General features: G+C 68.4%; 15 protein-coding genes. 6 read left to right on the forward strand and 9 right to left on the reverse strand.

Translation table 11 applies throughout. The features are described from left to right. On the forward strand, positions 1–1565 hold a 1565-nt coding region (gene groL / locus Q0Z66_RS10125; RefSeq protein ID WP_298040733.1), incomplete at its 5' end, for a chaperonin GroEL. A 54-nt stretch (positions 1566–1619) separates the two neighbouring features. Here the strand turns inward: groL and Q0Z66_RS10130 are convergent. The 3 genes from Q0Z66_RS10130 to Q0Z66_RS10140 form a co-directional block, all read right to left on the reverse strand. Further along, positions 1620–1910 carry a WXG100 family type VII secretion target gene (locus tag Q0Z66_RS10130; RefSeq protein ID WP_298040734.1) on the reverse strand — a complete coding sequence of 97 codons (291 nt, stop codon included), beginning with the start codon at positions 1908–1910 and terminating at the stop codon, positions 1620–1622. 124 nt (positions 1911–2034) lie between these two features. After that, positions 2035–3747, reverse strand: coding sequence for a HAMP domain-containing sensor histidine kinase (locus tag Q0Z66_RS10135; RefSeq protein WP_298040735.1), 1713 nt, complete (start codon positions 3745–3747; stop codon positions 2035–2037). An 18-nt stretch (positions 3748–3765) separates the two neighbouring features. Next, positions 3766–4452 (reverse strand): response regulator transcription factor, encoded by a 687-nt coding sequence (locus tag Q0Z66_RS10140; protein WP_298040736.1) that lies wholly within the window; start codon positions 4450–4452, stop codon positions 3766–3768. 146 nt (positions 4453–4598) lie between these two features. On the opposite strand from Q0Z66_RS10140, the gene Q0Z66_RS10145 reads away from it, so the two are divergent. Further along, on the forward strand, positions 4599–4730 hold the full coding sequence (locus Q0Z66_RS10145; protein ID WP_298040737.1) for a hypothetical protein: 132 nt from the start codon (positions 4599–4601) through the stop codon (positions 4728–4730). Between the two features lie 19 nt (positions 4731–4749). Here the strand turns inward: Q0Z66_RS10145 and Q0Z66_RS10150 are convergent, their stop codons facing one another. Continuing rightward, positions 4750–5400: a response regulator transcription factor gene (locus Q0Z66_RS10150; RefSeq protein ID WP_298040739.1), complete on the reverse strand. Its 651-nt coding sequence runs from the start codon at positions 5398–5400 to the stop codon at positions 4750–4752. Beyond that, positions 5388–6551 (reverse strand): histidine kinase, encoded by a 1164-nt coding sequence (locus Q0Z66_RS10155; protein ID WP_298040741.1) that lies wholly within the window; start codon positions 6549–6551, stop codon positions 5388–5390. The genes Q0Z66_RS10150 and Q0Z66_RS10155 overlap by 13 nt, the downstream gene beginning before the upstream one ends. 118 nt (positions 6552–6669) lie before the next feature. Between Q0Z66_RS10155 and Q0Z66_RS10160 the strand changes: the two genes are divergently transcribed. Next, on the forward strand, positions 6670–7623 hold the full coding sequence (locus tag Q0Z66_RS10160; protein WP_298040743.1) for a CPBP family intramembrane glutamic endopeptidase: 954 nt from the start codon (positions 6670–6672) through the stop codon (positions 7621–7623). On the opposite strand, the gene Q0Z66_RS10165 is transcribed toward Q0Z66_RS10160, so the two are convergent. The 3 genes from Q0Z66_RS10165 to Q0Z66_RS10175 are packed head-to-tail and all read right to left on the reverse strand — an operon-like array spanning position 7584 to position 11269. After that, the gene (locus tag Q0Z66_RS10165; RefSeq protein ID WP_298040745.1) at positions 7584–9227 is read right to left on the reverse strand and encodes a DNA repair helicase XPB; all 1644 of its coding nucleotides are present in this window, start codon (positions 9225–9227) and stop codon (positions 7584–7586) included. The genes Q0Z66_RS10160 and Q0Z66_RS10165 overlap by 40 nt on opposite strands. Positions 9228–9273: 46 nt before the next feature. Then, complete coding sequence (locus Q0Z66_RS10170) at positions 9274–10992, reverse strand: helicase-associated domain-containing protein (RefSeq protein WP_298040747.1); 1719 nt, start codon at positions 10990–10992, stop codon at positions 9274–9276. A 1-nt stretch (position 10993) separates the two neighbouring features. Beyond that, entirely contained in the window at positions 10994–11269 is a 276-nt protein-coding gene (locus Q0Z66_RS10175; protein WP_298040749.1) for a multidrug ABC transporter ATPase, read from the reverse strand. Between the two features lie 95 nt (positions 11270–11364). On the opposite strand from Q0Z66_RS10175, the gene Q0Z66_RS10180 reads away from it, so the two are divergent. Both Q0Z66_RS10180 and Q0Z66_RS10185 read left to right on the forward strand, forming a co-directional pair. Next, positions 11365–11745 carry a cold-shock protein gene (locus tag Q0Z66_RS10180; RefSeq protein ID WP_298040750.1) on the forward strand — a complete coding sequence of 127 codons (381 nt, stop codon included), beginning with the start codon at positions 11365–11367 and terminating at the stop codon, positions 11743–11745. After that, on the forward strand, positions 11729–12289 hold the full coding sequence (locus tag Q0Z66_RS10185; RefSeq protein ID WP_298040752.1) for a DUF3027 domain-containing protein: 561 nt from the start codon (positions 11729–11731) through the stop codon (positions 12287–12289). Before Q0Z66_RS10180 ends, Q0Z66_RS10185 begins: the two co-directional genes overlap by 17 nt. Before the next feature lie 83 nt (positions 12290–12372). Here Q0Z66_RS10185 and serC read toward each other — a convergent pair whose 3' ends face one another. Beyond that, positions 12373–13485, reverse strand: coding sequence for a phosphoserine transaminase (gene serC, locus Q0Z66_RS10190; RefSeq protein WP_298040754.1), 1113 nt, complete (start codon positions 13483–13485; stop codon positions 12373–12375). 100 nt (positions 13486–13585) lie between these two features. Between serC and Q0Z66_RS10195 the strand changes: the two genes are divergently transcribed. Continuing rightward, positions 13586–14290 (forward strand): metal-dependent transcriptional regulator, encoded by a 705-nt coding sequence (locus Q0Z66_RS10195; protein ID WP_298040756.1) that lies wholly within the window; start codon positions 13586–13588, stop codon positions 14288–14290. Positions 14291–14536: the final 246 nt, after the last annotated feature.

Here is a 14536-nt window from a genome sequence, read left to right on the forward strand (position 1 = left end):
TGAACATCCTCGCCGACGCTGTCAAGGTGACCCTCGGCCCGCGCGGTCGCAACGTCGTGCTCGAGAAGAAGTGGGGCGCTCCCACGATCACGAACGACGGCGTTTCGATCGCCAAGGAGATCGAGCTGGACGACCCGTACGAGAAGATCGGCGCGGAGCTCGTCAAGGAGGTCGCCAAGAAGACCGATGACGTCGCCGGTGACGGAACCACCACCGCGACCGTCCTCGCCCAGGCGCTCGTGCGCGAAGGCCTGCGCAACGTCGCGGCCGGTGCTGACCCGATCTCCCTGAAGAAGGGCATCGAGAAGGCGGTCGCGGCCATCACCGCCGAGCTGCTCGCCAGCGCCAAGGAGATCGAGTCCAAGGAAGAGATCGCCGCCACGGCATCGATCTCGGCCGCTGACTCCTCGATCGGCGAGCTCATCGCCGAGGCGATCGACAAGGTCGGCAAGGAAGGTGTCGTCACCGTCGAGGAGTCGCAGACCTTCGGCACCGAGCTCGAGCTCACCGAGGGCATGCGCTTCGACAAGGGCTACCTGAACCCGTACTTCGTGACGGACCCCGACCGCCAGGAGGCGGTCTTCGAGGAGCCCTACATCCTCATCGCCAACTCGAAGATCTCCAACATCAAGGATCTTCTCCCCGTCGTCGACAAGGTGATCCAGGACGGCAAGGAGCTCGTCATCATCGCCGAGGACGTCGAGGGCGAGGCTCTCGCGACTCTCGTGCTCAACAAGATCCGCGGCATCTTCAAGTCGGCCGCCGTCAAGGCTCCCGGCTTCGGCGACCGCCGCAAGGCCCAGCTGCAGGACATCGCGATCCTCACGGGTGGTCAGGTCATCACCGAAGAGGTCGGTCTCAAGCTCGAGAACACCACGCTCGACCTGCTCGGCCGTGCTCGCAAGGTCATCATCACCAAGGACGAGACGACGATCGTCGAAGGCGCCGGCGACGGCGACCTGATCGAGGGTCGCGTCACGCAGATCCGTCGCGAGATCGAGAACACCGACAGCGACTACGACCGCGAGAAGCTGCAGGAGCGCCTGGCGAAGCTCGCCGGTGGTGTCGCCGTCATCAAGGCCGGAGCCGCGACCGAGGTCGAGCTCAAGGAGCGCAAGCACCGCATCGAGGACGCCGTCCGCAACGCGAAGGCTGCCGTCGAGGAGGGCATCGTCCCCGGTGGTGGCGTCGCGCTGATCCAGGCCGGCACCAAGGCTCTCGACGGGCTCGAGCTCGAGGGTGACGAGGCCACGGGCGCGAACATCGTCCGCGTCGCGATCTCGGCTCCGCTCAAGCAGATCGCCCTGAACGCCGGCCTCGAGCCGGGCGTCGTCGCGCACAAGGTCTCCGAGCTGCCTGGCGGCCAGGGCCTCAACGCGGCAACGGGCGAGTACGTCGAGATGTTCGCAGCGGGCATCATCGACCCCGCGAAGGTCACGCGTTCGGCTCTGCAGAATGCCGCGTCCATCGCTGGTCTCTTCCTCACGACTGAGGCCGTCGTCGCAGACAAGCCCGAGAAGGTCGCGGCTCCGGCCGGCGACCCGACGGGTGGCATGGACTTCTGAGTTCAGATCCAACAGAAAGAATGCCCCGGCCTTGCGGCCGGGGCATTCTTTCGTTCACTGCCGGAACAGACTGGCCGAGTACTGATCGGCGTCGGAGTACTGCGTCGCGGCGGATCCGAGTGCGATGCCGATGGAATCGAGCACCTGCTCGACGTGCAGCTGTGCGGCGCTCCACTGGTCGCTGCAGCCCTGGAAGGCGAGGGATGCGGCACCGGTCCAGGAGGACTGGAGTTGGGTGAGCTGGGCCTTCAGCGCCTGTGATTCGCTGCGCAGTCGCTCCATGGTGGCGCGGGCTGCGCCGTTGGCGGCGAAGACGGCTTCGGTGTCGACGGTGTAGACGGACATGGGTTCTCCTCTTCTCGGAGTTCCCACGGTAGGAGCGTGCGCTGGCCGGGTGCTGCCCGGATGCCGGGCTCGGGGGAGAACACGGCCGGAGCGGGCGCCCGTGGAGGACGAGTGGCCCTCACGGTCACAGGCCGTCGAGGTCCAGACGGTCGAGAGGCTGCGTGTCCTCGAGCAGGTGCTCGGGCGTGGACTGCGCGGGGGCGAGGGGGAAGGTCACGGTGAATGTCGCACCGCCTCCGGGCGTCTCATCGACGTTCACGCTGCCGCGCAGCGCCGAGACGATGGATGCCACGATCGCGAGGCCGAGTCCGGAACCGCCCGTCTCGCGGGCCCGCGAGGTGTCGGCGCGCCAGAAGCGCTCGAAGATCTGCTCGCGGATCTGCGGCGGGATCCCCTCGCCGTGGTCGACGATGGCGATGCTGCCGGTGCCGGCCATGCGGTCCGAGTCGATCACGAGCTCCAGGGGGCTGTCCTCGGCCGAGAATCGCCGTGCGTTGCCCAGCAGGTTCGTGATCACCTGACGAACCTTGTTCTCCTCGCCGAGGATGATCGGCGGTGTGCGCACCGGGGTGTCCTCGGCCTCGGAGAAGTCGATCTGCGGCATGAGCTGATCGGCGTTGCGGGGCTTGCGCCGCAGTCGGCTGAGCGCGCCGGTACGGGCCTTGGCCAGCGGCGTCGACACGGTCTCGGGTGCCGGAGGCTTCAAGCGCGGCATCGAGCCGGTCGGCGTCGCATCCAGCGTGCGGTCGATCACGGTGATGGTGCGGCGCGGGGCGGCCGCACGCAGGTCGAGCGCGGCGTCACGGGCGATCGGACGCAGGTCGAGCGGCTGGATGTGCAGCTCGCGCTCCTCATCGAGGCGCGCGAGATCGAGCAGGTCCTCCACGAGCACGCCCATGCGGATCGCCTCCTTCTCGATGCGCTCCATGGCCCGCGCGGTGTCCTCCTCGCCGCGGATCGCCCCCATGCGGTACAGCTCGGCGTATCCGCGCACGCTCACCAGCGGTGTGCGCAGCTCGTGGCTGGCATCGCCGATGAAGCGTCGCATGTGCTGCACGGTGCGGTCGCGCTGGGCGATCGACTGGTCGATGCGGTCGAGCATGGTGTTGATCGCGAAGTTGAGCCGGCCGACCTCGGTGGTCGGCTCGAGGTCGGTGAGACGCTGGCTGAAGTCGCCGGAGGCGATGAGCATCGAGGTGGACTCCACCTGGCCGAGGCGTCGGAAGGTCAGGGTGACGAGTCCTCGGATCAGCAGAGCCGCGACGAGGACCGTGCCGAGGGCGACGGGGATGTACACGGCGAAGTACTGGCCGATGATGCGGTCGGCCTCTTCGAGAGGGAGCGCGACGTACTGCACGTAGAGCGTTCCGCCGGGGCCGTCGCTGACGACCACGGATCCGAGGAAGCTCGATCCGTCTGCGCCCGAGAGCGTGAGCGTCTGCTCCTCCTGGGCGTGGGCCTCGGCGATCGTCATCGTGTCGGGGAAGATGGGCGGTTCGAGCTGCGCAGCGCCGCCGGCCTGTGCGAGGAAGGTGCCGTCGGCGGAGTAGACGGCGAAGAAGTAGTCCGCCGAGCGCGGAGCGGTCTCTGCACCGGTCACGGTCAGCGAGCCGTCGACGACCTCCATGTCGAACCACCTGCTCGCGAGGTCGCTCGTGAGGAGCGCGGGAAGCTGGGCATCGATGTTACTGACGAGCGAGTTGCGCAGCAGTGGGACCGTGCCGATGCCGGCGACGAGCAGCCCGAGCGCGAGGACGGCGACCGTGACGCCGGTGACCTTCGCGCGCAGACTGATCCGTCGCCACCAGGAGGTGACGGCGTCAGGCTTGTGGGCCATGAGCGCCCTTTCCCCGGGTTACTTGCCGACCTTGAGCATGTAGCCGAAGCCGCGCTTGGTCTGGATGACGGACTCGTCGGTGAACGGGTCGATCTTGCGGCGCAGGTAGGAGATGTAGCTCTCGACGATGCCGGCGTCCCCGTTGAAGTCGTACTCCCATACGTGGTCGAGGATCTGGGCCTTGGAGAGTACACGGTTGGGGTTGAGCATGAGGTAGCGCAGCAGCTTGAACTCGGTCGGGCTCAGCTCGATGGGCTCCTTGCCGACGGAGACGTCGTGCGTGTCCTGATCCATCGACAGCTCGCCCGCGCGGATGATCGACTCCTCGTCGGCCTGCATCGTGCGTCGCAGGATCGCCTGTGCACGGGCGACGATCTCGTCGAGGGCGAAGGGCTTGGTGACGTAGTCGTCGCCGCCGGCGTTCAGCCCCTCGATCTTGTCCTGCGTGTCGTCCTTCGCGGTGAGGAAAAGGATCGGGGCGGTGAAGCCCGCACCGCGCAGGCGCTTGGTGACGCTGAACCCGTTCATATCGGGGAGCATCACATCGAGGATGATGAGGTCCGGTTCCTCTTCGAGGACGGCGGAGATCGTGGCGGCGCCGTTCGCGACCGTCTTCACCGAGAAACCGGCGAAGCTCAGGCCCGTGGACAGCAGGTCGCGGATGTTGGGCTCGTCGTCGACGACAAGGATGCGCGCGTCAGTCATGACCCCATTATGGTGACTTCGGCCCTGCAGTGGCTGATTGTCTTGCGGAGTGGTGCAACTCCCGTGGATCGCGGCTTCGGCGGTGAGGGGGTTCCGGATGCGGTTTCCGGGGTATCGGGAATGGCTGCCGGGAGTAGCCTGGCCGCATGAGCGATGACGACATGGGCGGCGATTCCGCCTGCTGGCTGTCGAAGGTGTGCCCCGAGTGCGGAGCAATGCTCGACCACTGTGGCGCACTGTGCTGGCGCTGCGGCACGGCGCCCAGCGCAAAGGACTGATCGGGACGAAGGCGCGCGATCAGGCCGCGTCGTGCACGCAGATCGCGATCTGCACGCGGTTCTGCGCGGGCAGCTTGTCCATGATGCGCCCCACGTGCGTCTTCACGGTCGCGATGCTGAGGAAGAGCTTCGCGGCGACCTCGGCGTTGCTGAGACCCAGGGCGACGGCATTCGCGATCTCCCGCTCGCGCGCGCTGAGGCGTGCGAGGCGCTCCTGCGCGGCCTGTCGCCGTCCGCTCTCGCGCCCGTTCGTGGCAGCGTCGATGACCTGCGCGACGACCGACGGGGAGAGGCGGATGCGGCCCGCTGCGACCTCGAGGACGGCCGACACGAGTTCGGCGGGAGGGGTGTCCTTCAGCAGGTATCCGACGGCGCCGCTCTCGAGCGCGCCGAGCACCTGGGCGTCGGCGTCGAAGGTGGTGAGCATCATGATCCGGGCATCCGGTGCCTCATGCAGGATGCGCTCGGCGGCGCGGATCCCGTCGAGATGCGGCATCCGGATGTCCATGAGGATCACGTCGGGGCGCAGGCGCCGTGCGAGGGCGATCGCGTCGAGGCCGTCGGTGGCCTCGCCGACGATACGGATGCCGTCGGCGCCGTCCAGCAGCAACCGCAGTCCCATCCGCACGAGGCGCTCGTCGTCGACGAGAAGCACGCTCACATCGGCCACGGCAGCACCACCTCCACGGTGAAGTGACCGTCGCCGTCGTCGACGGTCATCGCGCCGCCGGCGTGCTGCGCCCGTTCGGCGATGCCGGTGAGCCCGTAACCGTCGCCGCCGCGGGGCGCAGTGCGCGCGTTGCGCACGACAAGACGGATGCCGTCGCTGCGGCCCGCGGTGAGACGCAGCCGCACCGGGGAGTCCGGCGCGTGCCGGCGTGCGTTGGTGAGGAGCTCCTGCACGATGCGGAAGAGCTGGCGTCCCGTGCCATCGGGGATGGTGTCGGTCTCGAGTGCGTCGACCTGGATGGCCGTGCCGGTGGCGCGCGCGGTCTCGATGAGGGCCGGCAGATCCTGGGCGCGCGGCTGCGGTCCGCTCTCGGCCTCGGCCCCGGTATCGCTGCGCAGAACGCCGAGCACATCGCGCAGGTCCTCGAGCGCCCGGTGCGAGCTCTCCCTGATCGCGGATGCCGCCTCGGCGGTCTGCTCGCGCGTGAGATCGTCGCGGTACTCGAGGGCGCCTGCGTGCACCGCGATCAGCGACAGCCGGTGGCCGAGCACATCGTGCATCTCGCGGGCGATGCGGTTGCGCTCCTGACGCTGCGCGCGCTCGATCTGCGCCGTCTGCTCGGCGGCGATCGACCGCACCTGCTCGACCTGCAACCGCCGACGGGCGCCGATGAAGAGTCCGATCGCGATGAGCGCGGCCTCGACGATGGCGATCATGACGACGAGCTGCCAGAACGGCATCTGCTCGGCGAGCGGATCGAGGACCGCGGAGATGTACCCGGCGATGAAGAACAGGACGGCGGCGAGGATGAGGTCGCGCCGGCGGTGGCGGGCGGCGACCGAGATCAGTAGAGCCGCCGCGGCCGGGGCCGCGAACGCCGAGAATCCGGATGCGGCGATCACGAGGCACGGTGCGAGCAGCGGCATCCGGTGCCGGAGGCCGACGAGCACGAGCGCGACGATCCCGATGGCGAGGTCTGCGAGCATCCGCGTCGCCATCGCATCGGCTGCGGGGGAGTCAATCGGCACCGACTCGAGCATGGAGCCATAAACGAACAGAGCGCACAGCAGGCCGGCGACCGCGAGCAGGGCGATGCGCCAGGTGCGGCCCCACCAGCCGTGACGCGTGGATTCGGCGGCGGCAGGGAGCATCCATCCAGCGTAGGCGAGCCGTCTCGGCGGTCCCCTCCACCGAAAGGATGACCCCGGGCTCGGGGAACCATACCTCAGCGCGATGCATGCGGCCGGAGTCGCGGGAGACGATGGATGCATGAGTACTTCCGCATTCCCCGAGCCGGTCGCCGCAGCCGTGCCCGCTCCGCTGCCCTACCACCGCCTGGCCCTCGCCCGGGCCCGGCGCACCTGGTGGCAGCCGCTGCTGACCGGCGTGCTCGCCCTCGCGTTCTACGCCGCGATGATCGCGATCCTGTTCATCGGCCTCATGATCGTCGCCTTCGAGGTACCGGCGGTCGATCGGGTCGTCGAGAGCATGCTCGTCACCGATGCGTGGTTCGACCTCGATCAGCCGGGGCTGTTCGTGCTGCTCGTGGTGCCGCTCATCCTCATGATCCCGGCGCTGCTCGCCGCTTCGCGCATCGTGCAGGGACGCGGCGTCGGGATGCTGTGGTCGGTGGCCGGGCGGATCCGCTGGTCGCTGCTCGGGCGGACGCTCGTCGTCGCCTTCGTCATCATGGCCGCCTTCTTCGCGGCATCCCTCGGCCTCGATGCGCTCAGAGGGGAACCCATCGTCTTCGAAGCGACGCATCCGGGCATCCCGGCCATGCTCATCCTCGTAGTGCTGCTCGTGCCGTTCCAGGCCGCGGCCGAGGAGTACGTCTTCCGCGGGTACCTCATGCAGCTCATCGGCCGGTGGCTGCGGCATCCGGCATTCGCGATCCTTCTGCCCGTGCCGCTGTTCGTGCTCGGCCACGGCTACGACATCTGGGGCTCCCTCGACATCGCCGCCTTCGCGATCATCGCCGGCTGGCTGAGCTGGCGCACGGGCGGCCTCGAGGCCGCGATCGCGATGCACATCGCCAACAACGTGCTCATCTTCGTGATGGCATCCTTCTCGCTCGTCGACGGCAACGCGACCGAGGGCACGCCGATCGGACTCGTGTCGAGCGTGATCATGATGCTCGTCTACGTCGCGATCGTCGCGCGGCGCGGTGGTGCAGAGCGGCCTCAGGCTGCGTCGAGGTCTTCGGCGTCGAGGATCGTGTAGCTGTACCCCTGTTCGGCGAGGAAGCGCTGGCGGTTCTGCGCGTAGTCCTGATCGACCGTGTCACGGGCGATGAGCGTGTAGAAGCTCGCCGTGTGGTTCGACTTCTTCGGGCGCAGCAGTCGTCCGAGGCGCTGGGCCTCCTCCTGCCGGGAGCCGAACGACCCGGAGACCTGGATCGCGACGGATGCCTCGGGCAGGTCGATCGAGAAGTTCGCGACCTTCGACACGACGAGCACGGGGATCGTACCTTCGCGGAACGCCTGGTAGAGCTGCTCTCTCTCATCGACCGGCGTCGCTCCGGTGATCTGCGGGGCGTTCAGCGCCTGCGACAGCGTCTCGAGCTGGTCGAGGTACTGGCCGATCACGAGGATCTGCTCATCGGGATGCTTCGCGATGAGTTCGCGCGCCGCATCGATCTTCGCGGGTGCGGAGGCGGCGATTCGGTAGCGGTCCTCATCGGTGGCGGCGGCGTACTCCATTCGCTCGTCTGGCGGCAGGTCGACGCGCACCTCGTAGCAGGCTGCGGGGGAGATGAAGCCCTGCGCCTCGATCTGCTTCCACGGCGCGTCGAACCGCTTCGGCCCGATGAGGCTGAACACATCGCCTTCGCGGCCGTCCTCGCGTACGAGCGTCGCGGTCAGGCCGATGCGGCGACGGGCCTGCAGATCGGCGGTGAGCTTGAAGACCGGGGCGGGGAGCAGGTGCACCTCGTCGTAGACGATGAGTCCCCAGTCGAGCGCGTCGAGCAGCGCGAGGTGGGCGTACTCGCCCTTCCGCTTCGCGGTGAGGATCTGGTAGGTCGCGATCGTGACCGGCTTGACCTCCTTGGACTGCCCCGAGTACTCACCGATCTCCTCCGGCGTGAGCGAGGTGCGCTTGAGCAGCTCGTCGCGCCACTGGCGGGCCGAGACGGTGTTCGTCACGAGGATGAGTGTCGTCGTCTTCGTCGCGGCCATGGCCCCGGCTCCGACGATGGTCTTGCCCGCGCCGCACGGGAGCACGACCACGCCGGATCCGTCCTTCGAGAACGCGCTGACGGCATCCTGCTGGTAGGGACGGATCTGCCAGCCGTCCTCGGCCAGCTCGATCTCGTGCGGGGTGCCGGGTGTGTAGCCGGCGAGGTCCTCCGCGGGCCAGCCGATCTTCAGCAGCTCCTGCTTGATCTGTCCGCGGGCCCAGGCATCGATCACGAAGCTGTCGGGGGAGGGATGCCCGATGAGCAGCGGCTGCACGCGCTTGTTGTTCGCGACCTGCGAGAGCACCGCCGCGTCGTTCGAGCGCAGCAGCAGCGTGCCCTCGTCATCGCGCTCGATGACGAGGCGCCCGTAACGGTTCACGGTCTCGCGCAGATCGACCGACACCGACGGCGGTACGGGGAAGCGCGAGAAGCGGTCGAGGGTCTCGAGCATGTCCTCGGCGGTGTGCCCGGCGGCCCGCGCGTTCCACAGACCCAGACGGGTGATGCGGTAGGTGTGGATGTGCTCGGGCGCGCGCTCGAGCTCGGCGAAGATCGCCAGCTCGTGGCGCGCGGTCTCGGCATCGGCATGCGCGACTTCGAGCAGGACGGTGCGATCGCTCTGGACGATCAGGGGGCCATCAGACATAGCAGGCCAGTCTAGCGGCTCACCCGGTGCTCGGCCCCGGAACGGTTCAGGAATCGTCCCCGGCCGGTTCGACGAGACGGGCGGAACGGATGCTGCGCACAGGCAGTGTGCGTTCGACATCGGCGGCGCGATCCCGGCCCCGCAGACGGCCCCCGCCGAGCCCGCTCGCCTCGAGGATGAGCTCGCGCGTTGACCCGTCGGGCATCCCGATCTCGATGGCGAGGACCGCCTTCGCGCGGACGGCGGCTTCGAGCTCGCGGTCGAGCCAGGCGGCATCCGCATCGGGGCCCTGGTGGTCGCGCAGCCGTGCGATGAGGTCCTCGTAGGAGAGGGGCTCCGAGGGCTCCTCCGGCGGTGCCGGGTGCCGATCGATGACGTGCGGTCGGCCCTCGGAGTCCACGATCGTCGCCGGGTATCGGGCATCGGTGAGCGACCAGTAAACGGTGTCTCGGCTCACACGGGACGTCAGAGCGTCGCCATCGCGGGCGAAGGCGAGGGGGCGCAACCCCTGATCGACGGACATCGCGTCCAGGAGCGTCCGGTCGCTGCTGGCGACCCGTGCGCCGTCGCCGTCCTCGTCGGTGGACACGCGCACGAGCCCGTGGCGCTGCGCGGTCTGCATCACGAGATACTCGAGGGGTTGCGGAATCCCCGTCAGCGAGATCCGGCCCAGGAAATCGAGGATCTCCGGCGCGGTCTCGCCCAGGGCCAGTGCATGGGCGACCGACTCGGCGGTGAACCGGTACATCGAGGCCTGTGCGGCGGACTCCCGCGCGGCGATCCCGCGCAGACGAACGTCCAAAGCCGGTTCCAGCGGGCCCGGTGCGATCGCCGAAAGATCGTTCTGCAGGAAGATGCGATCGACCTCGGTTGGCAGCAGCCGCTGCAGCTCGGCGGCATCGGCTGTGCCGCCTTCGCGCAGGGCCGTGGCCCACGGAGGCTCTGCGCCTCCGTCGGTGACGAGGCCGAGCAATCGGGCGCGCTCGCGCAGCTGCTCGCTGCGCTCGGCCCAGGCCGGATCCCAGGGGTGCTGCGATGGCCAGGAGCTCATCGGAGGCCATCCTCCGGAGGGCGTGCGCAGCCCCCGCGGGAGCGCATCGCGGAAGGAATTCGCAAGGTGCGCCCAACGCATCGAGGCGGGCAAGCGCAACCAAGCCTCGCCGGCCTCTGTCAGCCGCACGCGCCGGGCCGCGGCGCGAGTCAGCCCGGACTCCGCGGCGAGCACGAGCAGGTCGTCGATGATGTCGGCGCTCACGCCGATCTCGTTCAGGCGCCGCCGCTCTCCGGCTGACAGCGCGCCGGTCGTGAGCAGTGCGAGAGGCGCATCACGGGTGATGAGCAGCACATCGGCGAGTGTCGCCACACTCGTGAAAGCGCGCTCGGCGGCGTGCGCCGCGTCGTCGTCAGCGGCGGCGGGATCGAGGGACGACGCGATCGGATCGGGGAGCGGTCGAGCGAGCACCGACTCCGTCACCGGCGCCGGAGGAGTTCCGTCGGCACGCAACAGCGCGAGTGAGATCAGGTCGTCGGATGCCGCACCCGCGTCGTCGCCGGTCGCGGCGAGGCGCAGCGCGTGTGCTTCGCGGGCGGTGAGCTGGGGGAGCATCCGCTCGATCGAGCTCGCATCCAGGAGTGCCTCGGCCGCATCGAAGAAATCCGACCAGGGGGCCTCCGCGCTGATTCCGCGCGCACGGAAGAGTTCGGTCAGCTGCCAATCGGGCGCAGCAGCCAACCACACAGCGAGCGGGCGGGCATGCGTGCTCATGTCAGGACTGCTGGGCAGCGCGACCCTTGCGCACGAAGCTCATCACGAGCAGCGTGATGATCAGGACGAAGGCGAGCGGCAGGCCGAATGGCGGGATCGCGACGACCGCGGGCCAGATGCCCGTCGTGAAGGCCTCCTGCGTCATGCCCGCCGCGCTTCCGAAGATGATGGCGAAGAAGCAGATGACGGACAGCGCAGCCAGCGTCAGCGCCGTGAAAGCGAGGATTCGGTCGACCCGACGAACGGCGACGTCCGCGGTGATCTTTTTCGTGCTCATCCGTCTCAGCCTAGCCCCTCGAACCCGGGTAGGCTGGGTGATGATCGCGCGCATGCGCGGAGTACGACAGCATCAGCACACAGCGAGGTTCTCCCATGCCCACCGGCAAGGTCAGGTTCTACGACGATGAGAAGGGCTTCGGCTTCATCGCCAGCGACGACGGTCAGGATGTCTTCCTGCATGCCTCGTCGCTGCCCGCCGGCGCCACGGTGAAGACCGGCGCCCGCGTCGAGTTCGGCGTCGCCGACGGCAAGCGGGGTCTGCAGGCGCTGTCCGTGCGGGTCCTCGAGGCCCCCGTCAGCCTCTCCAAGGCCAAGCGGAAGCCGGCCGATGACATGGCGATCATCGTCGAGGATCTCGTGAAGCTCCTCGACGGGATCGGCGGCGACCTGCGCCGCGGCCGTTACCCCTCCGGGGGGCAGGGGCGCAAGATCGCCGCTGTACTGCGGAAGGTCGCTGATGACCTCGAAGCGTGAGCCCGACGCCGCACTCATCGGCGCGCACGACGTCGCCCTGGCGGCGTTGCGCGAGATCACGCCATCCAGCACGATCGGCCCGGCAGCGGGATACCTGCTCGAAGACGACGGCTCGGTTTCGTTGCGCTTCGAGAACAGGCTCCCCGGTTACCCCGGGTGGTATTGGACCGTGACGCTCGCCCGCGTCGAGGACTCCGATCCAACCGTTCTCGAGGTCGAGCTGCTGCCCAACGAGGGCGCCCTGCTCGCGCCCGAGTGGGTGCCGTGGGCGGAGCGCCTCGCAGAGTACCGCGCCCACCAGGCCGAGCTCGTGGAGCAGGCGGCCGCAGAAGCGGCATCCGGTGACGACGAATCGGGCGATGACCACGACGACGTCGATGAGGACGATGATGACGACGAGCACGGCGTGGGCGATCTGCTCCACGCCGGTGATCTCGACGGCGTCGACATCGATGAGCTCGATGATTCCACGGCAGACGAAGACGAAGACGAGGACTCGGACGAGGGCGCTCCCTCGGACGACGCATCCGACGAAGAAGAATGACCTGACGTCTTCCGGCCGATCTGGCGGGAAGCGGATATGAGAAGAGGGCCGGCGGATGCCGGCCCTCTTCTCATATCCGTGATTCAGGAAGCAGTGTTCTCGAGCACGTAGTCGATCGCACGGATCAGCTGGCGCACGTCGTCCGGCTCGATCGAGACGAAGGTCGCGATGCGCAGCTGGTTGCGGCCGAGCTTGCGGTAGGGCTCGGTGTCGACGATGCCGTTGGCGCGCAGCGTCTTCGCGATGGCGGCGGCGTCGATGCTGTCGTCGAAGTCGATCGTCGCGACGACGGGGGAGCGGTGCGCCGGGTCGAGCACGAAAGGCGTCGCGACCGACGAGGCCGTGGCCCAGTCGTAGAGCAGCTGGGAGGACTCCTCCGTACGGGCACCGGCCCAGGCGAGGCCGCCGTTGTCGTTGATCCAGTGCAGCTGCGTGTCGAGCAAGTGGAGGGTGGTCAGCGCCGGAGTGTTCAGCGTCTGGTTCAGCCGCGAGTTGTCGACGGCGTTCTTCAGGCTGAGGAACTCGGGGATGTAGCGACCGGATGCTGCGATCTTCTCGATGCGCTCGATCGCGGCCGGCGACACCGCGGCGAACCACAGGCCGCCGTCGGAGCCGAGGTTCTTCTGCGGGGCGAAGTAGTAGACGTCGGCCTGCGCCATGTCGAAGTCGATGCCGCCGGCTGCGCTGGTCGCATCGATGACGGTGAGGGCGCCGTCGGCGGCGACCCGCTGAACCGGAGCCGCGACGCCCGTGGACGTCTCGTTGTGGGGCCACGCATAGACGTCGACCCCCTCGACGATCTCTGCCCCGACGAGCGAGCCAGGCTCGGCGGAGCGCACATCGGGCGCCTCGAGCCAGGGGGCGCCGGCGGCCTTGGCGAACTTGCCGCCGAACTCTCCGAAGGTGAGGTTCTGGCTGCGCTTCTCGATGAGGCCGAAGGCCGCGGCATCCCAGAACGCGCTCGAGCCGCCGTTGCCGACCAGGATCTCGTAGCCCTCGGGTAGACGGAAGAGCGCGGAGAGCTGCTCGCGGACGCTGCCGACGAGGTTCTTCACGGGGGCCTGACGGTGGGACGTGCCGAGGATGCTCGCGCCGGAGGTGACCAGGGCTTCGAGCTGCGCGGCTCGAACCTTGGAGGGACCGCAGCCGAAACGGCCGTCGACGGGCAGGAGGTCACGGGGAATCTCGATCACCATGGGTCGATTCTAGGGGTGCGGATGCCGGAGCGAATGCATGTCTTCCGAGGCGAGCGTCCGCGCGAGTAGGTAGGCTTGCCTAAGAACCCTCGGAGGCAGCATGACCGATCTGATCGACACCACGGAGATGTACCTCCGCACCATCCTCGAGCTCGAGGAGGAGAACATCGTGCCCCTGCGCGCGCGCATCTCGGAGCGACTGGGCCACTCGGGCCCGACCGTCTCGCAGACCGTGGGACGCATGGAGCGCGACGGACTCGTCATCGTCTCCGAGGATCGCACCCTCGAGCTGACCGAGTCGGGCCGGCGGAAGGCGATCGACGTGATGCGCAAGCACCGTCTCGCGGAGCGCCTGCTCTCCGACGTCATCGGTCTCGACTGGGCCTATGTGCACGAAGAGGCCTGCCGGTGGGAACACGTCATGAGCGAGCAGGTGGAGCGCCGCCTCGTCGAGCTGCTCGGACATCCCACCGAGTCGCCCTACGGCAACCCGATCCCGGGCCTCGACCAGCTCGGCGATGTCGCCGCACGGACCTTCGACGAGGGGGTCATCGGCCTCGTCCAGAAGCTGAACGCGAGCGGCGCCGAGGAGATCGACGGTACGGTCCGCCGACTCGCCGAACCCGCCCAGGTCGACCCCGAGCTGCTCGAGCAGCTGCGCGACGCCGGCGTCATGCCCGGGGCGCACGGAACGTACCGCTACAACGAGGGATACGTCCTCATCCAGATCGACGGACAGGATGAAGGGCTCGAGCTTCCGGTCGAGCTCGCATCGCACATCTTCCTCGTCGCCGACGCCGCCTGAACGGGGCTTTTGGGTGATTGTCAGGAACTGAGGGTGACAGGATCGTTATCTTCCGGTAACCTCGGACAGGTCGCCAACGGACAATACCGGGGGCGGCATACCCGCGAAGGTTGCCTTTCAGGCTCGTCGTCTTCGCGGTCAGATTGCACGAAGTACCCCGAGCTAGTGCCACGAGAAGCAGAGTGCCGACGAGCCAGCGCACCCGAGCGCCCAGGCGCAGGAGGATCAACTTTTGGCCGCTGACAT

It is taken from the genome of uncultured Microbacterium sp., from assembly GCF_947632095.1.
Lineage (GTDB): Bacteria > Actinomycetota > Actinomycetes > Actinomycetales > Microbacteriaceae > Microbacterium.

Excerpts from the sequence above, each read along its gene's own strand:
- Q0Z66_RS10170 (WP_298040747.1), bottom strand. The coding sequence starts at position 10,992 with ATGAGCACGCATGCCCGCCCGCTCGCTGTGTGGTTGGCTGCTGCGCCC.
- Q0Z66_RS10185 (WP_298040752.1), top strand. The coding sequence starts at position 11,729 with ATGACCTCGAAGCGTGAGCCCGACGCCGCACTCATCGGCGCGCACGAC.
- serC (WP_298040754.1), bottom strand. The coding sequence starts at position 13,485 with ATGGTGATCGAGATTCCCCGTGACCTCCTGCCCGTCGACGGCCGTTTC.
- Q0Z66_RS10195 (WP_298040756.1), top strand. The coding sequence starts at position 13,586 with ATGACCGATCTGATCGACACCACGGAGATGTACCTCCGCACCATCCTC.
- Q0Z66_RS10175 (WP_298040749.1), bottom strand. The coding sequence starts at position 11,269 with ATGAGCACGAAAAAGATCACCGCGGACGTCGCCGTTCGTCGGGTCGAC.
- Q0Z66_RS10130 (WP_298040734.1), bottom strand. The coding sequence starts at position 1,910 with ATGTCCGTCTACACCGTCGACACCGAAGCCGTCTTCGCCGCCAACGGC.
- Q0Z66_RS10160 (WP_298040743.1), top strand. The coding sequence starts at position 6,670 with ATGAGTACTTCCGCATTCCCCGAGCCGGTCGCCGCAGCCGTGCCCGCT.
- Q0Z66_RS10145 (WP_298040737.1), top strand. The coding sequence starts at position 4,599 with ATGAGCGATGACGACATGGGCGGCGATTCCGCCTGCTGGCTGTCGAAG.
- Q0Z66_RS10135 (WP_298040735.1), bottom strand. The coding sequence starts at position 3,747 with ATGGCCCACAAGCCTGACGCCGTCACCTCCTGGTGGCGACGGATCAGT.
- Q0Z66_RS10180 (WP_298040750.1), top strand. The coding sequence starts at position 11,365 with ATGCCCACCGGCAAGGTCAGGTTCTACGACGATGAGAAGGGCTTCGGC.
- Q0Z66_RS10165 (WP_298040745.1), bottom strand. The coding sequence starts at position 9,227 with ATGTCTGATGGCCCCCTGATCGTCCAGAGCGATCGCACCGTCCTGCTC.
- Q0Z66_RS10155 (WP_298040741.1), bottom strand. The coding sequence starts at position 6,551 with ATGCTCCCTGCCGCCGCCGAATCCACGCGTCACGGCTGGTGGGGCCGC.
- Q0Z66_RS10140 (WP_298040736.1), bottom strand. The coding sequence starts at position 4,452 with ATGACTGACGCGCGCATCCTTGTCGTCGACGACGAGCCCAACATCCGC.